The organism is Streptomyces sp. NBC_01808 (genome assembly GCF_035917395.1).
Classification (GTDB): domain Bacteria; phylum Actinomycetota; class Actinomycetes; order Streptomycetales; family Streptomycetaceae; genus Streptomyces.
The window spans coordinates 4518506-4537670 of the sequence record NZ_CP109072.1; the positions used below are offsets into that span (position 1 = coordinate 4518506).

The 19165-nt window shown below is 70.9% G+C and carries 18 protein-coding genes; 10 read left to right on the plus strand and 8 right to left on the minus strand.

The window, feature by feature from the left end; genetic code table 11:
• Positions 1–62 precede the first annotated feature (62 nt).
• Complete coding sequence (locus tag OG946_RS19790) at positions 63–1247, plus strand: NADH-quinone oxidoreductase subunit D (protein WP_326797390.1); 1185 nt, start codon at positions 63–65, stop codon at positions 1245–1247.
• Positions 1248–1271: 24 nt separating this feature from the next.
• On the opposite strand, the gene OG946_RS19795 is transcribed toward OG946_RS19790, so the two are convergent.
• Entirely contained in the window at positions 1272–2135 is an 864-nt protein-coding gene (locus tag OG946_RS19795; RefSeq protein WP_326797391.1) for a hypothetical protein, read from the minus strand.
• A 445-nt stretch (positions 2136–2580) separates the two neighbouring features.
• On the opposite strand from OG946_RS19795, the gene OG946_RS19800 reads away from it, so the two are divergent.
• The 6 genes from OG946_RS19800 (at position 2581) to OG946_RS19825 (ending at position 7698) form a co-directional block, all read left to right on the plus strand.
• A complete protein-coding gene (locus OG946_RS19800) occupies positions 2581–3360 on the plus strand; it encodes a hypothetical protein (RefSeq protein WP_326797392.1) in 780 nt (259 codons plus the stop codon).
• Between the two features lie 113 nt (positions 3361–3473).
• Positions 3474–4400, plus strand: a complete 927-nt coding sequence (locus tag OG946_RS19805; RefSeq protein WP_326797393.1) for a hypothetical protein — start codon at positions 3474–3476, stop codon at positions 4398–4400.
• Positions 4401–4546: 146 nt separating this feature from the next.
• Positions 4547–4780: a hypothetical protein gene (locus tag OG946_RS19810; RefSeq protein WP_326797394.1), complete on the plus strand. Its 234-nt coding sequence runs from the start codon at positions 4547–4549 to the stop codon at positions 4778–4780.
• 1 nt (position 4781) lies between these two features.
• A complete protein-coding gene (locus OG946_RS19815) occupies positions 4782–6119 on the plus strand; it encodes a putative T7SS-secreted protein (RefSeq protein ID WP_326797395.1) in 1338 nt (445 codons plus the stop codon).
• Between the two features lie 14 nt (positions 6120–6133).
• On the plus strand, positions 6134–7057 hold the full coding sequence (locus tag OG946_RS19820; protein WP_326797396.1) for a hypothetical protein: 924 nt from the start codon (positions 6134–6136) through the stop codon (positions 7055–7057).
• A gap of 11 nt (positions 7058–7068) precedes the next feature.
• On the plus strand, positions 7069–7698 hold the full coding sequence (locus OG946_RS19825; RefSeq protein ID WP_326797397.1) for a hypothetical protein: 630 nt from the start codon (positions 7069–7071) through the stop codon (positions 7696–7698).
• A gap of 9 nt (positions 7699–7707) precedes the next feature.
• Here OG946_RS19825 and OG946_RS19830 read toward each other — a convergent pair whose 3' ends face one another.
• The 4 genes from OG946_RS19830 to OG946_RS19845 all read right to left on the minus strand — a co-directional run bounded on the left by OG946_RS19830 (position 7708) and on the right by OG946_RS19845 (position 11738).
• Positions 7708–8919: a right-handed parallel beta-helix repeat-containing protein gene (locus tag OG946_RS19830; RefSeq protein WP_326797398.1), complete on the minus strand. Its 1212-nt coding sequence runs from the start codon at positions 8917–8919 to the stop codon at positions 7708–7710.
• A 164-nt stretch (positions 8920–9083) separates the two neighbouring features.
• Positions 9084–10022, minus strand: coding sequence for an ABC transporter substrate-binding protein (locus tag OG946_RS19835; protein ID WP_326800316.1), 939 nt, complete (start codon positions 10020–10022; stop codon positions 9084–9086).
• A 205-nt stretch (positions 10023–10227) separates the two neighbouring features.
• Positions 10228–11007, minus strand: coding sequence for an ABC transporter permease (locus OG946_RS19840; protein ID WP_326797399.1), 780 nt, complete (start codon positions 11005–11007; stop codon positions 10228–10230).
• The gene (locus tag OG946_RS19845; RefSeq protein ID WP_326797400.1) at positions 11007–11738 is read right to left on the minus strand and encodes an ABC transporter permease; all 732 of its coding nucleotides are present in this window, start codon (positions 11736–11738) and stop codon (positions 11007–11009) included. Before OG946_RS19845 ends, OG946_RS19840 begins: the two co-directional genes overlap by 1 nt.
• An 84-nt stretch (positions 11739–11822) precedes the next feature.
• Between OG946_RS19845 and OG946_RS19850 the strand changes: the two genes are divergently transcribed.
• A complete protein-coding gene (locus OG946_RS19850; protein ID WP_326797401.1) occupies positions 11823–12986 on the plus strand; it encodes an ABC transporter ATP-binding protein in 1164 nt (387 codons plus the stop codon).
• A 128-nt stretch (positions 12987–13114) separates the two neighbouring features.
• On the opposite strand, the gene OG946_RS19855 is transcribed toward OG946_RS19850, so the two are convergent.
• Entirely contained in the window at positions 13115–14428 is a 1314-nt protein-coding gene (locus OG946_RS19855) for an SAM-dependent methyltransferase (protein ID WP_442814423.1), read from the minus strand.
• A gap of 79 nt (positions 14429–14507) precedes the next feature.
• Between OG946_RS19855 and OG946_RS19860 the strand changes: the two genes are divergently transcribed.
• Positions 14508–15737, plus strand: coding sequence for a sensor histidine kinase (locus OG946_RS19860; protein WP_326797402.1), 1230 nt, complete (start codon positions 14508–14510; stop codon positions 15735–15737).
• 105 nt (positions 15738–15842) lie between these two features.
• Positions 15843–16517 (plus strand): response regulator transcription factor, encoded by a 675-nt coding sequence (locus OG946_RS19865; protein ID WP_326797403.1) that lies wholly within the window; start codon positions 15843–15845, stop codon positions 16515–16517.
• A gap of 41 nt (positions 16518–16558) precedes the next feature.
• Here OG946_RS19865 and OG946_RS19870 read toward each other — a convergent pair whose 3' ends face one another.
• Both OG946_RS19870 and OG946_RS19875 read right to left on the minus strand, forming a co-directional pair.
• Positions 16559–17647, minus strand: coding sequence for a DUF5937 family protein (locus OG946_RS19870; protein ID WP_326797404.1), 1089 nt, complete (start codon positions 17645–17647; stop codon positions 16559–16561).
• 107 nt (positions 17648–17754) lie between these two features.
• A complete protein-coding gene (locus OG946_RS19875) occupies positions 17755–19005 on the minus strand; it encodes a threonine aldolase family protein (protein ID WP_326797405.1) in 1251 nt (416 codons plus the stop codon).
• Between the last annotated feature and the right edge of the window lie 160 nt (positions 19006–19165).

Here is a 19165-nt window from a genome sequence, read left to right on the forward strand (position 1 = left end):
ACCACGACCGCACCCTGCCGCGGGCCTAGGGCCCGTTCCGTACGGCCGCTAGGCTCGGCTGCATGACTGCCGCGCCCACCGGAGACGCCGCGCCCGCCGCACGCACCGCCCCGCTGACGGTCGGCATCGGCGGCGCGGCCGAGCAGACCGACATGGTGCTCAACATCGGCCCGCAGCACCCCTCGACCCACGGCGTGCTGCGGCTGCGCATGGTCCTGGACGGCGAGCGCATCGTCTCCGCGGAGCCGGTCATCGGCTACATGCACCGCGGTGCGGAGAAGCTCTTCGAAGCCCGCGACTACCGCCAGATCATCGTGCTCGCCAACCGCCACGACTGGCTGTCGGCCTTCTCCAACGAACTGGGCGTGGTCCTCGCCGTCGAGCGCATGCTCGGCATGGAGGTGCCGGAGCGGGCGGTGTGGCTGCGTACGCTCCTCGCCGAGCTGAACCGGGTGCTCAACCATCTGATGTTCCTCGGCTCGTACCCCCTCGAACTCGGCGGCATCACCCCGATCTTCTACGCGTTCCGCGAACGTGAGGATCTGCAGGCCGTCATGGAGGAGGTCTCCGGCGGGCGGATGCACTACATGTTCAACCGCGTCGGCGGCCTCAAGGAGGAACTGCCCGCCGGCTGGACGGACCGGGCACGCGCGGCCCTGCGCGCGACGCGCGCGCGGATGGACGTCTTCGACCGCCTCGTCCTGGGCAACGAGATCTTCCGCGGCCGCACGCGCGGCGTGGGCGTACTGCCGCCGCAGATCGTGCACGCCTACGGCGTGAGCGGGCCCATCGGGCGCGGCTCGGGGGTGGACTTCGACCTGCGGCGCGACGAGCCGTATCTGGCGTACGGGGAGCTGGGCGGCACGCTGCGCGTCGTGACCCGCGAGGAGGGCGACTGCCTGGCCCGCTTCGAGGTGCTGCTGGCGCAGACGCACAACTCCCTCGACCTGGCCGACGCCTGCCTGGACCGGCTGGCGGAGCTGCCGCCCGGGCCGGTGAACCAGCGGCTGCCGAAGGTGCTGAAGGCGCCGGAGGGGGAGACGTACGCCTGGACGGAGAACCCGCTGGGGCTCAACGGCTACTACCTGGTGTCGAAGGGCGAGAAGACGCCGTACCGGCTGAAGCTGCGCTCCGCGTCGTACAACAACATCCAGGTGCTGACCGAGCTGCTGCCGGGGACGCTGGTGGCGGACATGGTGGCGATTCTGGGGTCGATGTTCTTCGTGGTCGGGGACATCGACAAGTAAGGAGGAACGGGGGCGAATCCCCGTTCAGCTCGCCTGCTCCAGGTTGATGACGCGCCCGACGGGCCCGTGGGGGTCGTCGTCGGGGTCGTCGGCGTCGCCGGCGGACGGAACGGCGTCGGACCTGGAACCGGCCTCGGCGTCAGCCTCCGCCTCGGCTTCGGCAAGGACCTCCGGCCCGACGACGTCGGCGAGGTCCGTGCCCGCGTCAACGGGCTCGTCGGGCCCGGAGCGGTGGCCGCCGCCGGCCCGGCGGCCGGACGCCGGGGGAGGGATCTCCCGGGACGGCGCCCGCTGCGGCCGGGAGAAGTAGCTGAAGCCCGCGGCGTCGCCGGCGGGCGCCTGCTCGTGGGTCTGCCCGTGGCCCTGCCGGGCGGCGTTGCCGGCGAGGTTGTCGAGGGCGTGGGAGGCGCGCAGGTACGAACTGAGGGAGGGCGGCCCTATCTGCGACTGCGTACCGGCGGGCGGCAACTGCTTGACGGGCGTCGCCGCCTCGATGGCCAACTGCCGCCGCCCTTCGAGCGCGGCGGCGCGCTCGGACTCGGCGTTGGCGTACCGCGCGAGCAGCGCGGCGTGGTCCGTACGCAACCGGGCGAGGTCGCCGTGCCGCGATCCGAGCCGCTTCTCCAACTCACCGCGTACGCGCCGCGCCTCCTCGAGGTCGCCCTTCAACTCGGCGATCTTCTCCTCATGCTGCCGCTCGGCCCGCGCCTGCGCCCCGGTCGCCTCGGTGACCTGGAGGGCGGCCATCCGGTCCCGCAACCGCATGAGCGCCGAGGCCCCCACCGCGGCCCCGGCCGCCCCCACGGCCAGCCACCGCACGGCGGACCCGTCCCCGGAAACCAACCAGGCCCCGGCCGCGCAACCCAGCGCGACCGCGGCGAACGACACGGGCGGTAGTAGCCCGCGCATCGGCGAGGAGAAGCGGTGGCGTCCACGAGGCATAGTCCGCAACTTACCGTGGAGATGTCCCAAATGGAGCAGCGCCCAACCAATCGTTTCCCGCCGGTTACGTCCCCAGCCACCGACGCCCCCGCCCGCCCGCACCAGGCGGGACCACGCCCCCGGCGATCAACACGCCCCGCCCGCGAGAGCCGCCGATGGAATTCCACCAAACCCGAATAGGCCCTCGGGAACGAAAGGTAGCCGGCGTCATAACCGGGACTGCGTCGGTGGAGCCACAGCCCCTTGGCCTCGTCGTCAGCGTTCGTGTGCGGCTCAGGCGCAACTGTCCGGCGGCACGTGGGGCAGCGCATGGGGACGCAACGGGTAGGAGATCCAGTCACTCGTCCGTTGATCGATTGCGTGCTCGGCGTGGGACGGCGCGTGGACTGCTGTGAAGCCGGCGACCAATGGAATTCCATCGTTGCCGGAAGAGGCAATGTATGACGAAAAGTCGACGGTGGTGCAACTGGATCAACCTTCGGTAGCGTCACCCCACACGGAGACCCCCGATCCCGCCGGAGCCGACATGAAACGCCGCACTCTCCCCACCGCCGCAGCGGCCGTTGCTGCCCTGAGCCTGCTCCTCACCGCCTGCGGCGGCAGCGACGACGATTCGAACGAGGACGACAAGATCACCGGCGCCAACTCGCCCAAGCCGTCCCCGTCGCCGAGCGAAACGGCAGCGGCGAGACCGGAGATCAAGCTGCCGGACGGCGCGAAGAACGTCTTCGAGGGCTGGGAGACCGGCGACCCGAAGAAGGATGCGGTTCTGGCGGACAGTGCGGCTTCTGTCGACTCCGTAGATGAAGCGATCCTGCGCGGATCGACGGATACCGAGGCGTTGGATTTCTACAACTCCGGGAACGCCCTCATGTCTTCTATGGAGTACATCAAGGGCTACCTGGACAAGGGGCATGCGTGGGCGGGCACCACACGTTACTTTGATCAGAACGTGAGTTTCCGGGATGACGGGGCTGCGGTCGTCATCTATTGCTCCGACGAGAGTGATTCATATATTACGAACGCAGACACCGGCAAACCGATCGAGGATTCCTCAGGGGGTGCCAGTGCGTATGTCCTGTACAACACACGCCTGGAGAAGGATGCCGAGAACATTTGGCGGACGGTGAATGTGGTCTCGACGCGGGGGGCGAAGCAGTGCGAGGAGTGAAATTTGCCCTGCCGGCTGTAGTGTTAGCGGTATTCGCTTGCGCATTGACTGTTACTGAAAGTCATGCACAGAGGGATGGGCGAGCGGCTGGTGGCAGCCGTGGAGGAAACACGGTGGCGAAGGGTGGCACCGGGGACGGAGCTGTTTCCGCAACCGCCGGAGCCGAGATCGAGATTAAGCACAGTCAGAGCAGCGGAGAAGGGGAATCCGGCTCTCTCAGCCCCCTCGGAGACTGGACACCTCCTGCGTGCTGGTACGCGCCCAAGTGGACGGCTGAGGAGGCGGCGCAAACGAGGTTCGACGGAGGAATCGACATGAGCCCGCAGCATGATGCGGGTAACGCGGAGGCGATGAGGGACAAGTACGTGAACGGAGAACACGGGCCGTTCAATGTAGAGAAGAATGGTGAGGGTTTCTGGTGGGGTGTCTACACGGACCCGGATCAGGCCAACACTCCCGCAGCTTCCGAGTGTGTCGGGACACCCTTCTGGGTGGACACCGGGGATGACCCGCCTGCTGACATCGAGAACACCATCAACCCCGAGATTCTCGCTCAACTTGCCTACAAGCAGATCCGCATCCCGGAGGCCACGCCGACGCTGCAGCCCGACGGGTCCAGGCAGGTGGTGAACCTCCCCACCTGGGTGTCCTTGGATGACGCCTCCTTCCGGCCGGTGTCTGTCACCGCCTCAGTCGACGTGCTCGGTATCGAGGCCACCACCACCGCCACACCCGGCAGTCTGCACATCGACCCCGGCACCGACGACGCCCTCACGTACCCCGAGTCCGGTGAATGCCCCCTTAACGACGACGGCAGCGTCGGCCAGAAGCGGCCGGCCGAAGCCGAGGGTTCGCCGCCGTGTGGTGTGCAGTATCTCCGGTCCACCGAGGCAACGGGGCCGTACGCCTTTGAAGGCACCGTCACGTGGGACGTGAGCTGGACCGGGACCAACAACCCTGACCCCACCGAACTGCCCTCCGGGACGTTCGGCACCGCGCAGGACGTGACCGTGAAGGAAATCCAGTCCGTCGTCCGCTGATTGTTCGCGTGCCCGACCCGCGGACCAAAGAGGGACCGAAGGGCTTCTCGTAGCCGGCTGCATCGATTCCGGCGGAAAGGAACGAGATGGCAGACTTAAAGATCAAGGGTGACGTTCTTGACGAGCTTTTTCACACGTTCACGACCATGGCCAAACGTCTGGACTACGCCGCCCGCTCGATGAAGGGCACCGACACCGACGTCGTCGGCGCCTGGATGCTCATGCGTGAGTTGCAGGACTTCGCCGAGTCGTGGGAGTACGGGATCGGGCAGCTCGGGGAGCACGCCGAGGGGGCCGCCAAGATGCTGACGAAGATCGCCAGAGACTTCGACGGGCTGGAAAAGGAACTGGAAGCGGCTCTCCAGCCCAAGGGGCGCTGACGTGGCCGACAAGGACTACCCCACCCTCGGATTCGACCCGGCGCCCGGTGACGCGCACAGCACCAAGTACCTGGCCCGCGCCATCGGCCGGCTCGCCGGTGAGCTGGGCACCACCGCCAAGGAGCTGGAACGCCTCGACCAAGGAGTGTGGAAGGGCAAGGCCGCGAACGCCTTCTCCGACCACGTAGCCGACAAGGTCACCCCCGACATCAAGCGGGCGCACACCTCCTTCGAGAAGGCGGCGACGGCGCTGCGACGCTGGTCCGAGAAGATGGACCGGTTCCAGGACGAGGCACGCGCGCTGGAGCGCGAAGCGCGGCGGAAGCAGGAGGCCCTCGGCGACGCGCAGCGGCTCCTGGACGCCGGGAAGGCGGCGCCGTTCCCCGGTGCGTCGGATGACGAGAAGGCGTCGGACGCGCAGAAGAAACAGCAGGACAAGCGCGAGAAGGCCGCGGAGGAGGCCGGTGACGCGCTGGACGAGGTGCGGCGCCGGGCCGAGGAGCTGAAGGACCGCTACTTCACCGAGGCGTGGTCGATCTCCCGGGAGCTGGACAGCGCCGGAGACATAGCCCCGGACGAGCCGGGGCTGTTCGACCGGATAGCCAGCGGCGTGTCGGACGTCCTGGGCGACGCCCTCGACTGGGTCCAGGACCACGCGGACCTCATCAAGGCGATCGGCGACGTCCTCAGCTACGTCACCGCCGCCCTCGCGGTGCTCGCCATCGTCACCGCCCCCTTCGGAATCGGGGCGGCCTTCGCGACGGCCGCACTGATCACGGGAGGGCTGACGCTGGCCACGCACGGGATCGCCAAGGCGGCAGGTGCGGACGTGAGCTGGGCGACCATCGGCCTGGACGTCTTGGGTGTGCTACCCGGTATCGGGGCGTTCTCGAAGGGCGCGAAGGTGGCTGACGCCGCGACGGCGCAAACACGCGCCGCGCAACTCGGGGCGAACTACGTCGGGGACGTGGTACAAGCGCGCAACTACGTCTCCTTCGGTGATAAGGCTGGCAAAGTCATAGGTGGTGTGCAGAGAAGTCCGTTCGGCAAGAACGTGGCGCTATGGGGGCGTAAGGAAGTGGGGATCGTGACGTCCAGGGCAGGTGGCCTGCAGAACCGCATGCTCGGCATTGCAGAGGCGGCGACCTGGAAAGGTCAGTGGTTGGGCACCAGAACCCTCAGTTACGGACCCGATGGGCTGGCCATCGATCCGCTCTCCGTGGGCGGCCGGATGCTCGACTCTGGGCTGAAGATGTCGCCGAAGTTGGTGACTATTCCGCAACACCTTGGCATTGACGTGAATATCGGTGATCGCTTTGAGGCTGCTTTCGGCGGTTGAGGAGAGGGTGAATCATGGCAGTGTGGGAGCCCCGGCGGGGTGAGACCTTACTCAGCCGCGGGCCGGTGGAGTTCGCTACGGGTATGGCGGCGCCGGTCTCCGGTATGCGGTGGTTCCGCGACACCGAGCGCCGCGACATTCAGCATGAGTTGCCCGGTTGGCTTGAGGGACCGACGTACACCGTCCGCAGCCGGGCGGACCGGAACGTCCGGAGTACGGCCAGGAAGGTGGGCCTCGTCGGCCACACGCTGGTAGTCCTGGCCGCCAGCGCCCTGGGGGCTCTGGGGTCCCCGTTCGGTGAACCCAGGATTCGCGGCAAGAGCGAGGACCCGGAGAACGAGGTCGACGACTTCCCCGTCATGTGGGCGCAAGAGGGTGGGGTCGCCAGGACCCTTCCCTGGCAACTCGACCCCGCGCGCCGCCCGGCGAACTACCGGACCCACTTGATCATCACCGATGTGCGCCTCGTAGTGGTGGGCTTTCCCGACAACGACCCCTCCCGCGACACATCTCTTTGTGAGGTGGACCGGTCGTTCATCGCCCGGGTGGAGCGCAAGAAGTTCAGTCAGGGCCATCAGAACTTTACGATCACGTTCACGGACAACTCTTGGTGCCGCCTCTACTCGTACAGCGAGAACGCCTTGGGCCGCATCCTTCGGCACCTCTCCTCCACCCTCGTTCCGCTCGATCAGCTCACTTCACCTCAGCGGAACGCCATCGACGCCTACCTGGCGGGTCGTGCTGAGTCCGACCGTAAATCCGGTGGATCAGGCCGCCTGAACCCCTACGGCATTGTCACCCGACGGCCGAGCGGCAACCTTCTGTTCGAGACCTGGTCCGAACCCGCAGAACCAGTCAACGGTATTGCGGGATACGGCATCCACTTGATGAGCCCGGAAGGCGGACATCCCACATTGCAGCCCGGTGACCTCGACTGAATCGGTGACATATGCCTACGACTCAGCCCGACTCCGACGCGATACCCCCTATTTGGTTCACCGTTCCCCACGGCTTCCACCCACTGCCCATCGCCGCCACCCCGGAGGAACGCGCCACCCTGGCCGAAGGGTTCGTGCGGGAGCTCTTCCCCAACGGTGACGACGCCCTATGGGCCTCCACCGCGCCCTATTACGCCGGGATGGGGGAGCTGATGGGGAGTTGCGGTCACGAGTACTCGGCGTTGGGGCTTTTCGCCCGGGACGAGGGCGGAGTCGCGCATTGTGCGTTCAACGTGGGTGCGGTGGAGAGCCGGCACCCCTCCGCCGAGGCCGCCGCCACCGGGGTGCGGGAAGTGCTCGTACGGGATTCGATGAACGACGTACGGTGGCTCGACCTGCCCTGCGGGCCCGCCGTCTCCTGCGTGACGTTACGGGAGTTCACCGTGCCCGCGGAGCTTGCGGCCGACGGGCAGGAGACCAAGCTGCGCGCTGGGCAGATCCAGGTCCACGTTCCGTTTCCCACCGGTCCGTACATCGGCGTGTTCACCCTCGACACCGCGTCCATGGACTATTGGGGCGAGTTCTGCGAGATGACCGCCATCGTCATGCAGACCGTCAGTTTCGACCCGCCCCAGGAGTAGGCGTCGGCGTCAGCAGGTGTTCTGGCGGGAGTTGACCAACTGGACGTTGCGCACGGTCAGGTTGTCGGCGCACGGGCTCTCGATGATGGCGGAGTTCGTCACCGTCAGGTTCTGCAGCGTGATGTCCCGGGAGTTCGCGAACTCCGAGCGGGCCGCGATACGGATGTCCCCGGGGCCGGCTACGGAACCGCTCTGGCCGGCGATGGTGACGTTGTAGCAATTCTCCAGCAGGATCGCGTTGTTGCCGGTGTCGGCTATGTCGACGCGGTCGATGACCGCGCCGCCGCTCTCGGAGACGCAGAAGACGCCGCGGCCCCCGCCGCGGGCGATGACCCGACCGACGCGGATGTTGGTGCCGTAGCTGTCGCCGATGCGGCCGTTGCGGTTGGCCATGCGGAAGGCGGCGTAACCGGTGCCCGTGCCCGCGCCGACGGCGTCGACGGTGCCGATGGTTGCGTTGGTGGTGTCGTTGAGCAACAGGCCGGACCCGCCGACGTCGCGGGCGGTGACCGTGCCGACGGTGAGGTCGTCGACGCCGTATGTCTCGACGGCGTGGGTGCTCGTGCCGGAGACGTAAACGTTGCCGATGTCGACGTTGCGGGTGGGGACGCTGGTGTCGCCGTGGTTGTCGATGCGGATACCGAGGCCCGCGGACAGGCGCATGTCGATCTGGCCGAGGGTGACGTCCGTGACGTTGCGCATGAAGATGCCGTAGAGCGGGTTGCCCGTGACGTTGAGGTGCTGGACCTCGACGTCCGTGACGCCGCGGGCGTAAACGGGCGCGCGGTCGCCGGAGCCGGAGCCCGTGACGTCGATGGTGCCGCAGACGTCGAGGGCAGTGTGGCTGGGGAGGGAGAGGCGGGCGTTGGCGCTCATCGTGCCGGAGCCGTGGACGACGACCCGCTCCTTGGATGTACGACCCGGGGTGAGGCTGCCGACGGCGGCGCTCATGGCCGACGGCATGTCGTCGCCGGTGTAGACGACGGAACTGCCGCGGCGGGCGGTCCACGTGCTGCCGCTCTTCACCGCCTCCGCGTGGTACGAACCGTCTCCGCACGCCAGCGGCGCGGGCGCGGGCTCCTCGCCATGAGCGCTGCTCTGGACCGTCAGCGTGGCGGCCACGGCGCCGAGTGCCGTCAGGCATGCGGCGGTGAGCGCGGCCGTGCGCCTGCCGCGGGCGTGCGAGGGACTGCGGGTGCTGCGGGGCTTGCCTGGCGCCATGGTCGACCAACTCCCGGGTGGTGGGTGGTGCGCTGCGCGCGTGAGTTGGTTGCCGCCCGAGCCGGATCGGTTGCCCGTTCCGCAGACACATCTATGGGTCCCGCCGGGCCGGTCTGCCCCGGCCCGGCGGGAGCGCTCGCCTGACGAGTCGTCTATGCGTTGCCTTACGAGCCGAGGAGGTTCTTGGCTTCCAGGTACTCCTGTGCCGCGTCGGCCGGCTTCATCCGCTCCGCGTCCACCTTGCGGTTCAGCTCGATCAGGTCCTCCGTCGTGAGTACCTTCGTGAGCTTGTCCAGCGTGGCGGCGATCTCCTTCGTGCCCGCCTCCTTGGCGTTGACGACCGGGAGGATGTTGTCCGCGTTCTGCAGGCCCTTGTCGTCCTCCAGGAGCACCAGGTCGAAGTCGTCCAGGGTGGCGTCCGTGGTGGTCGTCAGGACGAGCTCGTTGGTGCCGTCCTGGACCGACTGCTTGGCCGCCGGGGTGCCGACGCCCAGGGGGTCGATCTTGGTGATGTCGATGTCGTACGTGCTCTCCAGGCCCGGCTCGCAGAACGGGCGCTCCGGGCACTCGTCGCCCGCCGCGAGGCGGATGTCGTCGCCGGTCTTGCCGAGGTCGCTGAGGGTCTTGAGGTCGTTCTCCGCGGCGAAGTCCTTGGAGACGGCGAAGGCGTTCTGGTCGAGGGCGTCGCCCGCGTCGAGCACCTTGAGGCCGCGGGGCTCGGCGAGCTCGCGCAGGGCGGTCACCGTTTCACCGGCGTCGTTCGACGCGACGGGGTTCTTCTCGGGAGCCTCTACGCCGTTCTCCTTCGCGTTCAGGAACTCGGCGAGGGTCGCGGCGTACTCCGGGAAGACGTCGATGCTGCCCTTCTCCAGCTCCGGCTCGTAGAGCTCGCGGTTCTCCAGCTTCTTTATCGTGACGTCGTAGCCGGCGTCCTTCAGCATCGCCGAGTACAGCTCGGCGGTCACCGTCGAGACCGTGAACCCGGCCTGGCCCACCACCAGGGATGACTTGTCGTCGTCCGGGGAGTCCGTGCCGCCCTTTTCCTCCAGGCTGTCGCCGCCGCAGGCCGCGAGCCCCGCGGTGAGGGCGGCGGCGGCCAGCACCGAGGCGGCGGCGCGGGCGCGAACGCGGTTGGTGATCAAGGGATTCTCCATCCGTTGGGAGTCGATATTCGTGGCATCGCTCTGCGAGAGGGGTGTTGGATTACGTGTGATTCGGTTGATTCTTTCCGGAGGAGAATGCCGGCGTTATCCGCACGCCGACGTCACGTGACACGGCGCTGCGCTGCGCATGACCTGACGCCGAACCTTACAGCGACGCCGGCGCGGGCTTCTGTTCCCCCGGAGCTACGTCCGCCCCTTCCGTTCCCGGCGCTGCCAGGTCGTCCCCCGGCGTCCGCCGCCCGCGCCCGCGGCGGCCGTCGTGGCGGCCGCGCATCGGGTCGAGCAGCCGCCCGGCGACGGCGAGCACGACCTCCAGCACCAGGGCCAGCACGGCCACCAGGAAGGCGCCGGCGACCACCATCGGGGTGTTGTACGTCCGGAAGCCCGCGGTGATGATCCGGCCGAGGCCGCCGCCGCCCGCGATGGCCGCCAGCGTGGCGGTCGCGACGACCTGCACCGTCGCCGACCGGAGGCCGGTCATCACCAGCGGATAGCCCAGCGGCAGCTCCACCCGGCCCAGCAGCTGCGGCCCGGACATGCCCATGCCCCGCGCCGCCTCGACCACGTCCCGGTCGGCCTCGCGGATGCCCACGTACGCGTTCGTCAGCAGCGGCGGCACCGCGAAGAGCACCAGGGCGATGACCGTCGGCCAGTCGCCGTGCATCCGCAGCGGCGTGAGCATGAGCAGGCCGAGCACCGCGAGCGTGGGCACGGCACGGCCGACGTTCGAGATGTTGATCGCGAGGGTGCCGCCCTTGCCGATGTGGCCCAGCCAGAACGCGATCGGCAGCGCGATGGCGCAGGCGATGGCCAGCGACATGCCCGTCAGGTACAGATGCTCGCCCAGGCGCACGCCGATGCCGGTCGGACCCGACCAGTTCGACCCCGTGGTCAGCCACGTCCACGCGTCCGCGATGGTGCCCATCAGGCCGTCTCCTTCTGCCGCCCGGCGGTCCTCGCGCGGAACCTGCCGCCGCCACTGCTTCGCCGCTGCGCCCGCGTCCACGGCGTCACCACCCGCTGCAGGCCCAGGATCAGCAGGTCCGCCAGCACGGCGAGCAGCACGCACAGCACCGACGCCGTCAGCACCTGCGCCTTGAACAGGGTGCGCATGCCGTCGACGATCAGGTTGCCCAGGCCGCCGTAGCCGATGATGCCGCCGACCGTCGTCATCGCGATCGTCGACACCGTCGCCATCCGCAGCCCGGCCATCACGGCGGGCAGCGCGAGCGGCAGCTCGACGGCGAACAGCAGGCGCGTCTGCCCGTACCCCATCCCGCGGGCCGCCTCCCGCGTCTCCGCCGGTACGGAATCGAGGCCGGCCAGGAGATTGCGGATGAGGATCGTCAGCGAATAGAGGACGAGGCCGGTGACGACCACGGACGCCGAGATGCCCATGATCGGGACCAGCAGGGAGAACATCGCGAGCGACGGAATCGTGTACAGCACCGTCGTCAGGCCGAGCACGGGGCCCGTGAGCACCCGCCAGCGGCGGGCGATCAGGGCCAGCGGGAAGGAAACCAGCAGGCCGATGCCGACCGACGCCAGCGTGATCCAGACGTGCTGGACCGTGGCGTCGACGAGCTCGTCGCTGCGGCTGCGGACGTATTCACCGCAGATCCACTCGTTCGCTGCCAGGCAGCCTGAGGCTTTCACGCCACCGCTCCTTCCCGTAGGCAGCTCTATTAGACCCCCCGCCACTGACACCGGAAGAGGGAGGGCGGGGCAGAATGAGGAAACATGATCCGATTCGAGCACGTGACCAAGCGGTACCCCGATGGGATTACCGCGGTGGACGACTTGTCGTTCGACGTCGCCGAGGGCGAGCTGGTGACGCTTGTCGGCCCGTCGGGCTGCGGTAAAACCACCACCCTGAAGATGGTCAACCGGCTCATCGAGCCGACCAGCGGCCGTATCGAGGTCGACGGGCAGGACGTCACGGCCACCGACCCGGTCGAGCTGCGCCGCCACATCGGCTACTGCATCCAGAACGTCGGCCTTTTTCCGCACAAGAACGTCCTCGACAACACGGCCACCGTGCCCCATTTGCTGGGCACGCCGCGCGACAAGCGGCTGAAGCGGGCGGCCGAGCTGCTGGAACTGGTCGGCCTCGACCCGCACGAGCACGGCCGCCGCTATCCCGACCAGCTCTCCGGCGGCCAGCGCCAGCGCGTCGGCGTGGCGCGGGCGCTGGCGGCGGACCCGCCGGTGCTGCTGATGGACGAGCCGTTCGGGGCGGTGGACCCGGTGGTGCGCGAGCACCTGCAGAACGAGTTCCTCAAGCTGCAGGCGCGGATGCGGAAGACCGTGCTTTTCGTCACACACGACATCGAGGAGGCGGTACGGCTCGGCGACCGCATCGCGGTCTTCGGGGAGGGGAAGATCGAGCAGCTCGACTCGCCGGCGGCCGTCCTGGGCGCGCCCGCGACCCCGTACGTGGCCGACTTCGTCGGCGCCGACCGGGGCCTGAAGCGGCTGTCGGTGACCGAGATAGAGCTCGGCGACCTGGAGCAGCCGCCGGTGGTCCGGCTCGACGACGACGCGCGCAGTGCCGCGGCGGCGCTACGGGACGGGGGCGGGCGCTGGGCGGTCGTGCTGGACGGCGACGGCGAGCTGCACGGGTGGGTCGCGGCCGACGAGATCGCCAAGGGCGGCGCGGTGTCCGACTACGCGCGGCGGATGGACGCCTGGCTGCCGCTGGGGGCGAGCCTGAAGAAGGCGTTCGCGACGATGCTGCAGTACGACGCCGGGTGGATCGCGGTGGTGGACGACGAGGAGACGGGCCGCTTCGCGGGCGTCCTGACGCCCGCGAGCCTGCACGAGGCGCTGCGGCGGTCGATCGACGCGGACGCGCGCGCGGTCGCGCGGGCGGAGGTGGAGCTGGACTCGCTGCCGCAGCTCTGAGGCGCGACGGCAGGGGTGAGGGGAGCGATAGCGACGGTACGGGTACGGGCGGCCCGCGGCGGCGGTCCGTACGGTACGGGCGTGGGGCCGCGGAGCGGCGTCGGGAGGCCCGTACAGGACCCGCGGTCTCAGGGGAGGACCGGGGCGATGCCCACGTGGTGGGCCAGCCAGGAGAAGCCCCCGAGCCCTGCGGGGTCGAGGAGTTCGGCCGCCTGTCCCGCGGTGGCGAGCCGCCGCAGGTAGCCGGCCGGGTCGGTCGACGCCAGCGCCAGGGGCGGCCGGCTCCCGTCGAGCCCGAGCCCCCGCAACGCCTCCCGCTGTGACATCAGCAACGTCGGTCTGCCCCGCTCCGGCGCTGCGGCGGACGGCGGGTCGTGGGACGGCGGGTCGTGGGGTGAGCCGCCGCCCGTCCCTCCCGGTCGCCGGGCATCGCCCTCGCCGGGCCTGACCCCGTCCTCCGCCCGCCCCGAGCCGCCCTCCCCGGACAGGGCGGCGGCCACCGCGTCCAGCGCCACGTGCGCCGTCACGTCGCAGCTTCCGTCCGGGACCGGCCTCACCTCGTGGCCGTCGCGGAACGCCGTCAGCGTGCCGTACGGGGGGCGGGTGGCCCGGGTGTGGGCGTAGTCCGCGGTCAGCGCCAGGCCGGCGGTCAGCGTCGTGACCGCCGCCGACCACGCCGCGTCGCGCGGGGCGCCGATCTCCGCGCGGCTGCCCGGTGGCGCACCCGCCAGCGGCCACCAGCGGCGCAGCCACTCCGCGTCCGCGCCGCCGACCTCCGCGCCCAGCCGCTCCGTGCCGTCCGCCGCGACCTCCACGTACCGCGGCACACCCCTCTCGTCCGTCTCCGCGACCTCCACCGGCACGTTGTCCAGCCACTCGTTGGCGAAGAGCAGCCCCCGCACACCCTCCGGCGGCCGCGCCAGCCACGTGATCCGCGCGTCCAGCCCCTCCGGCCGCGGGCCGACCTCCACCGCGTACGCCCGCAGCCGCCCCGGTCCCTCGTACGCCGCCAGCACCCCCGTCAGCAGCTCCCCCCGCCCCGCTCCGACGTCCACCACGTCCAGCTCCGCCGGCCGCCCCAGCGCGACCGCCACCCGCCGCACCAGCTCCGCCACCGCCGCCGCGAACAGCGGCGACGCGTGCACCGAGGTACGGAAGTGCGCCGCCGCCCCGGTGCCGGGCCCGCCCCGGCGGTAGAAGCCCTCCGGCCCGTACAGCGCCCGCCGCATGGCCTCCCGCCAGCGCAGCCTGCCACCCGCGCCCGAGCCCCTGCCCGAGCCCGCGCCCGAGCCCGCCGCCGAGCCCCTGCCCGAGCCCGCGCCGGAGCCCGCCGCCGAGCCCCCGCCCGAGGCCGCCGCTGAGCCCGCCGCAGACCGAGCGCCCGGCTCCGCGCCCGCGTCCTGCCCGCCCGTCCCACCGTTCTCCACAAGCGCATCCTCCACCCTGCGGAGTAGATGCATGAGCCAGGGATCGCCCCGCGGACTGACTCCCGCTTACGCGCACGTGCCTACGCTGGGTGACGTGCAACGTGTCTACGATTTCCTCCGCCGTCATCCGACGCTGGTCGACAGCTTCTGGGCTGTCTGCCTCGTCCTGATGACCGGTGCCTGGCTGATCGCCGTGGACACGACCAATCCCGACGACAACCCGCACGCCCCCCACAGCGGCATCGCGAGGACGATCGCGCTGGTCATCGGCATCGGCTACGCCGTCGTCGTCGCCCTGCGCCGCCGCTATCCCGAGCGCATGCTGCTCGTCGCCGGCGCGCTCGGCGTCGTGCAGGTCGTGGTGGATTCGAGTCCCGGCCCGGCGAACTTCGCCATGCTCGTCGTCATCTTCACCGTCGCCGCAGGCGACGTGCCCTGGGCGTCGCGGCTGGCGCTCATCGGCGCCGCCGTCGCGCCCGTGGTCAACCAACTGCGGTGGCGGGCCGACAGTGAGAACGTCATCCAGCAGGCCGTCGGCCTCGCCTTTCTGACCGTTCCCTTCCTGCTCGCCTGGGTGCTCGGCGACTCGCTGCGCACCCGCCGCGCCTACTACGCGCAGCTTGAGGAACGGGCCGCCCGCCTGGAGCGGGAGCGGGAGACGCAGTCGCGGATCGCCGTCGCGGCCGAGCGCGCGCGGATAGCCCGGGAGCTGCACGACGTGGTGGCGCACAACGTCTCCGTCATGGTCGTGCAGGCCGACGGCGCCGCGTACGTGCTGGACACCGCGCCGCAGCAGGCCAAGGAGGCGCTCACGACCATCTCCGGCACCGGCCGGCAGGCGCTGGCGGAGATGCGCCGGCTGCTCGGCGTGCTGCGCACCGGCGACCCGGGCGCGGGCGGCGAGTACGTGCCGCAGCCCGGCGTGGAGCAACTGGCGGAGCTGGTCGAGCAGGTACGCGGCGCGGGGCTCACGGTCTCGTTCGAGGTGGCGGGCTCGCCGCGGGAGCTGCCGAGCAGCATCGAGCTCGCGGCGTACCGCATCGTGCAGGAGGCGCTGACCAACACCCGCAAGCACGGCGGCCCCGAGGCGGGCGCCGCGGTGCGGCTGACGTACGCGGACGGCGAACTGCAGGTGCTGATCGAGGACGACGGCCGCGGCTCGCTGCCCGAGCTGTACGAGGAGGGCGGCGCCGACGGCCAGGGCCACGGGCTCATCGGCATGCGCGAGCGCGTGGGGATGACCGGCGGCGAGCTGGACGCGGGGCCGCGGCCCGGCGGCGGCTTCCGGGTACGCGCGGTGCTGCCGCTGAAGACGGCCGCCTGACCGGCCGCACGACGGACGGCCCGGCGGGCGGCTTACCGTCGGACGGGGACAGAGGCGGGAACCCGGGGCGGCCCACGCCGCCCCGATGAGAGAGAAGGGACTCACGTGACGATCCGGGTCATGCTCGTGGACGACCAGGCGCTGCTGCGCACCGGCTTCCGGATGGTGCTGGCGGCCCAGCCCGACATGGACGTCGTCGCGGAGGCAGGAGACGGCGACGAGGCGGTGCAGCTCCTGGCCGTCACGAAGGTGGACGTCGTGCTCATGGACGTACGCATGCCGCGCCTCGACGGCGTCGAGGCGACGCGGCGCATCTGCGCGGACAAGTCGGCGGAGGCGCCGCCGAAGGTGCTGATCCTGACCACCTTCGACCTGGACGAGTACGCCTTCTCCGCGCTGCAGGCCGGAGCGTCGGGCTTCATGCTCAAGGACGTGCCGCCCGGCGACCTGCTGAGCGCGATCCGGGCCGTGCACAGCGGCGACGCGGTCGTCGCGCCGAGCACGACGCGGCGGCTCATCGACCGGTTCACGGCCGTGATGCCCGCCCCGGCGGGGGAGCGGGCGCACCCGGAGCTGAAGCGGCTGACGGACCGGGAGCGCGAGGTGCTGCTGCTGATCGCGCAGGGGCTGTCGAACGGGGAGATCGCGGCGCAACTGGTGCTGTCGGAGGCGACGGTGAAGACACATGTGGGGCGGATCCTCACGAAGTTGGAGCTGCGGGACAGGGTGCAGGCGGTGGTCCTGGCCTACGAGACGGGTCTGGTACGGGCCGGAGGCTGACGGCGTACGGAAGACCGCCCGCGGCGCGGTGGCGACCCGCCTCAGCGCAGCAGGCCCTCCAGCAGCGACCCGCCCAGGCGGGCGACCGCCGGCAGCGACAGCTCGTACTGCACGTACCGCCCGCGGCGCCGCGTGACGACCAGCCCGGCCTTCTTCAGCACCGCCAGGTGCCGGGAGACCTCCGGCGCCGTCAACTGATGCACGGCCGCCAGCTCGCCCGTCGTCGTCGGCGTCCGCGAGATCGTGCGGCACAACCGGAGCCGCACCGGGTGCGCGAGCGCTTCGAGCCGCAGTTGCAGCGTCTCCAGCGTCGGCGCCCGGGGCAGGTCCGGCGACGGTATGGGGTACTGGATCACCGGCTGCCAGCCCGGCGCGTACACCACCAGCACGTGCGGCCAGCCGAACGCCGTCGGCAGGAACGTCACGCTCTCGCTCGCGACCGCACCGCCGTTGGTCAGCTTGTCCGCGACGATCCGGACCGAGCCGTCCTCGCCCTCGTCGAGCCGCAGGGCGTTCGACACGTCCGCCAGCGTCACGGCCAGGCCCTTGCGCCGCAGCAGGTCCGTCTTGTGCCGGGCGTCCGCGGCCAGCGAGTGGCGCACCTGCTCCCACGTCTCGTCGAAGAACGCCTCCGCGCAGTCCTCGAACAGCCGCCGCAGCCACACCCGCAACCCGTCGGGGTCGGCGAGCATCCGCTCCACGAACGCCGCCTGCCGCGGCCCGCGGGCGGCCGCGCGCTCGACGGCGATCCGGCGGGTGACCGGGTCGGTGAGCGGCGACGGGCTACCGTACTGGTAGGCCGGGTTGCAGACGATCTCGAACGCGGCGGTGACGAACCTGTCGTCCGGTATCCGATCGAGCGCGTCCAACTCCTCGGCGAGGGTCGCTCCCGGCACGGCGGGCAGCAGGATGTCGGCCCGCCCGGCGCTCCACAGGAACTCCCCCTCGCTCAGCCGGTCCGCGAGCCCGGGGTCGAGCGCCGCGGCGGTCGCGGTCGTCCACTCGGCCGCCCCGGGGTGGTGCCCGGGCGCGGCGAGCGCGTGCAGCGCGGCGCCCAGCTCGGCGAGCGGGGAGGGCGTGAAGCCGATGCGCTCGACGGCCAGGCCGGTGATGTCGAGGGTGACGCTCATGAATCCATGGTCGGGCACGGGACTGACAGCGCCGGGGTCCGCGGGCCCTCACCCACGGCCGCGCAGTTGGACGGAGCCCGAGCCGCCTGGCCCACATCCACCCGCGATCAGTTGGACACGGCGGGGTCGGCGGGCTCCGGGCCGGGGGCCGCGGCCTCCGCGCCGGCACGTTCCGTCTCCGCAGCCCCCTCAGTCTCTGGAACCTCCGCGGTCCCCGCAGCCTCCACCCGCCGCACCCGCTCCACCAGCGCCGCCGCCTCCCGCGCCACGTCCTCCGCCGACCACGCCAGCCCCGGCTCCGTCACCGTGACCTCCGTCACCGACAGCCCCGGCGGGTCCCCCGGCTCCGTCCACATCCGGAACAGGCACGTCCCCGTCTCCTCCGCCAGCGCCGTCCCCGCGTCCATCAGCGCCTCCGCCCCGTACGGCAGCCAGACCTGGAACTGGTGCGTGTGCGGCACCCCGGGATGCACGCGGAAGAACGGCACCCCTGCCCCTGCGAACCCCTCCCGCAGCGCCCCGGCGACGACCCGCGCGTGCGCCACGTACGACGGCAGCCGCGGCAGCTCCCGCTGCAACCCCTCCAGCGCGGTCAGCGCCGCCGGCCACTGCTGGAACACCTGGCCGCCGTACCGGTGCCGCCACGCCCGCGCCTCCTCCACGAACCCCGCGGGACCCGCCAGCGCCGCGCCGGACAGCCCGCCCAGCGACTTGTAGAACGAGACGTACACGCTGTCCGCGAGCCCCGCGATCTCCGCCAGCCCGCGCCCGAAGTGCATCGTGCACTCCCACAGCCGGGCGCCGTCGAAGTGGACGACCGCCTCCCGCTCCCGCGCCGCCGCGACGACCTCCTCCAGCTCCTCCCACTCCGGCAGCACGAACCCCGGCTCGCGCATCGGCAGCTCCAGCATCAGCGTGCCGAAGGGCTCGCCCAGCGCCCGTACCTCCGCCGCGGTCGCGACCCGCGGCGCGCGCGTGGGGTGCACCGTGCGCAGCCCGGTGACCACCGCGTACGCCGCCCGCTCGTGCACCTCCAGGTGGGCCATCGGGTGCGAGGCGACGACGCGGCTGCCGGTGCGCTCCGCCCAGCAGCGCAGCGCGACCTGTTGCGCCATGGTGCCGGTGGGGAAGAACGCCGCGTCCTCGCAGCCGAGCAGCTCCGCCGTGCGCTCCTCCAGCTCGCCGACGATCCCGCCGGCGTAGACGTCGACCTGCTGGCCGAGGTCGACGCCGCCGGGCCTGGCGGTGGCGAGGCGGGCCAGGCGTGCGGAGATGGTGGGGAGGGAGGCCGAGAGGGTGTGCTCGGCCGCCGCCCACGTCGCGCGCCTACGGGTCATGAGGTCGTCCGCGTCCGTCATGGGCCCAGATCATGCCCGCCCCCGCGCCCCCGCCACACCGGGTTTACGCACCGGCCGCCCCACTCGCGTGGCGCACTCGTGCCCGTACACCGTGCTCAGACACACACCGGCAGCCGCCCCGGCCGCCAGTACCATGAACCCGTACGTCCGGTACCCGAAG

What these genes read in the sequence shown, in the direction of transcription:
- OG946_RS19875 (WP_326797405.1), bottom strand. Translation starts at nt 19,005, where the DNA reads ATGACGGACGCGGACGACCTCATGACCCGTAGGCGCGCGACGTGGGCG.
- OG946_RS19830 (WP_326797398.1), bottom strand. Translation starts at nt 8,919, where the DNA reads ATGGCGCCAGGCAAGCCCCGCAGCACCCGCAGTCCCTCGCACGCCCGC.
- OG946_RS19850 (WP_326797401.1), top strand. Translation starts at nt 11,823, where the DNA reads ATGATCCGATTCGAGCACGTGACCAAGCGGTACCCCGATGGGATTACC.
- OG946_RS19825 (WP_326797397.1), top strand. Translation starts at nt 7,069, where the DNA reads ATGCCTACGACTCAGCCCGACTCCGACGCGATACCCCCTATTTGGTTC.
- OG946_RS19840 (WP_326797399.1), bottom strand. Translation starts at nt 11,007, where the DNA reads ATGGGCACCATCGCGGACGCGTGGACGTGGCTGACCACGGGGTCGAAC.
- OG946_RS19870 (WP_326797404.1), bottom strand. Translation starts at nt 17,647, where the DNA reads ATGAGCGTCACCCTCGACATCACCGGCCTGGCCGTCGAGCGCATCGGC.
- OG946_RS19810 (WP_326797394.1), top strand. Translation starts at nt 4,547, where the DNA reads ATGGCCAAACGTCTGGACTACGCCGCCCGCTCGATGAAGGGCACCGAC.
- OG946_RS19790 (WP_326797390.1), top strand. Translation starts at nt 63, where the DNA reads ATGACTGCCGCGCCCACCGGAGACGCCGCGCCCGCCGCACGCACCGCC.
- OG946_RS19820 (WP_326797396.1), top strand. Translation starts at nt 6,134, where the DNA reads ATGGCAGTGTGGGAGCCCCGGCGGGGTGAGACCTTACTCAGCCGCGGG.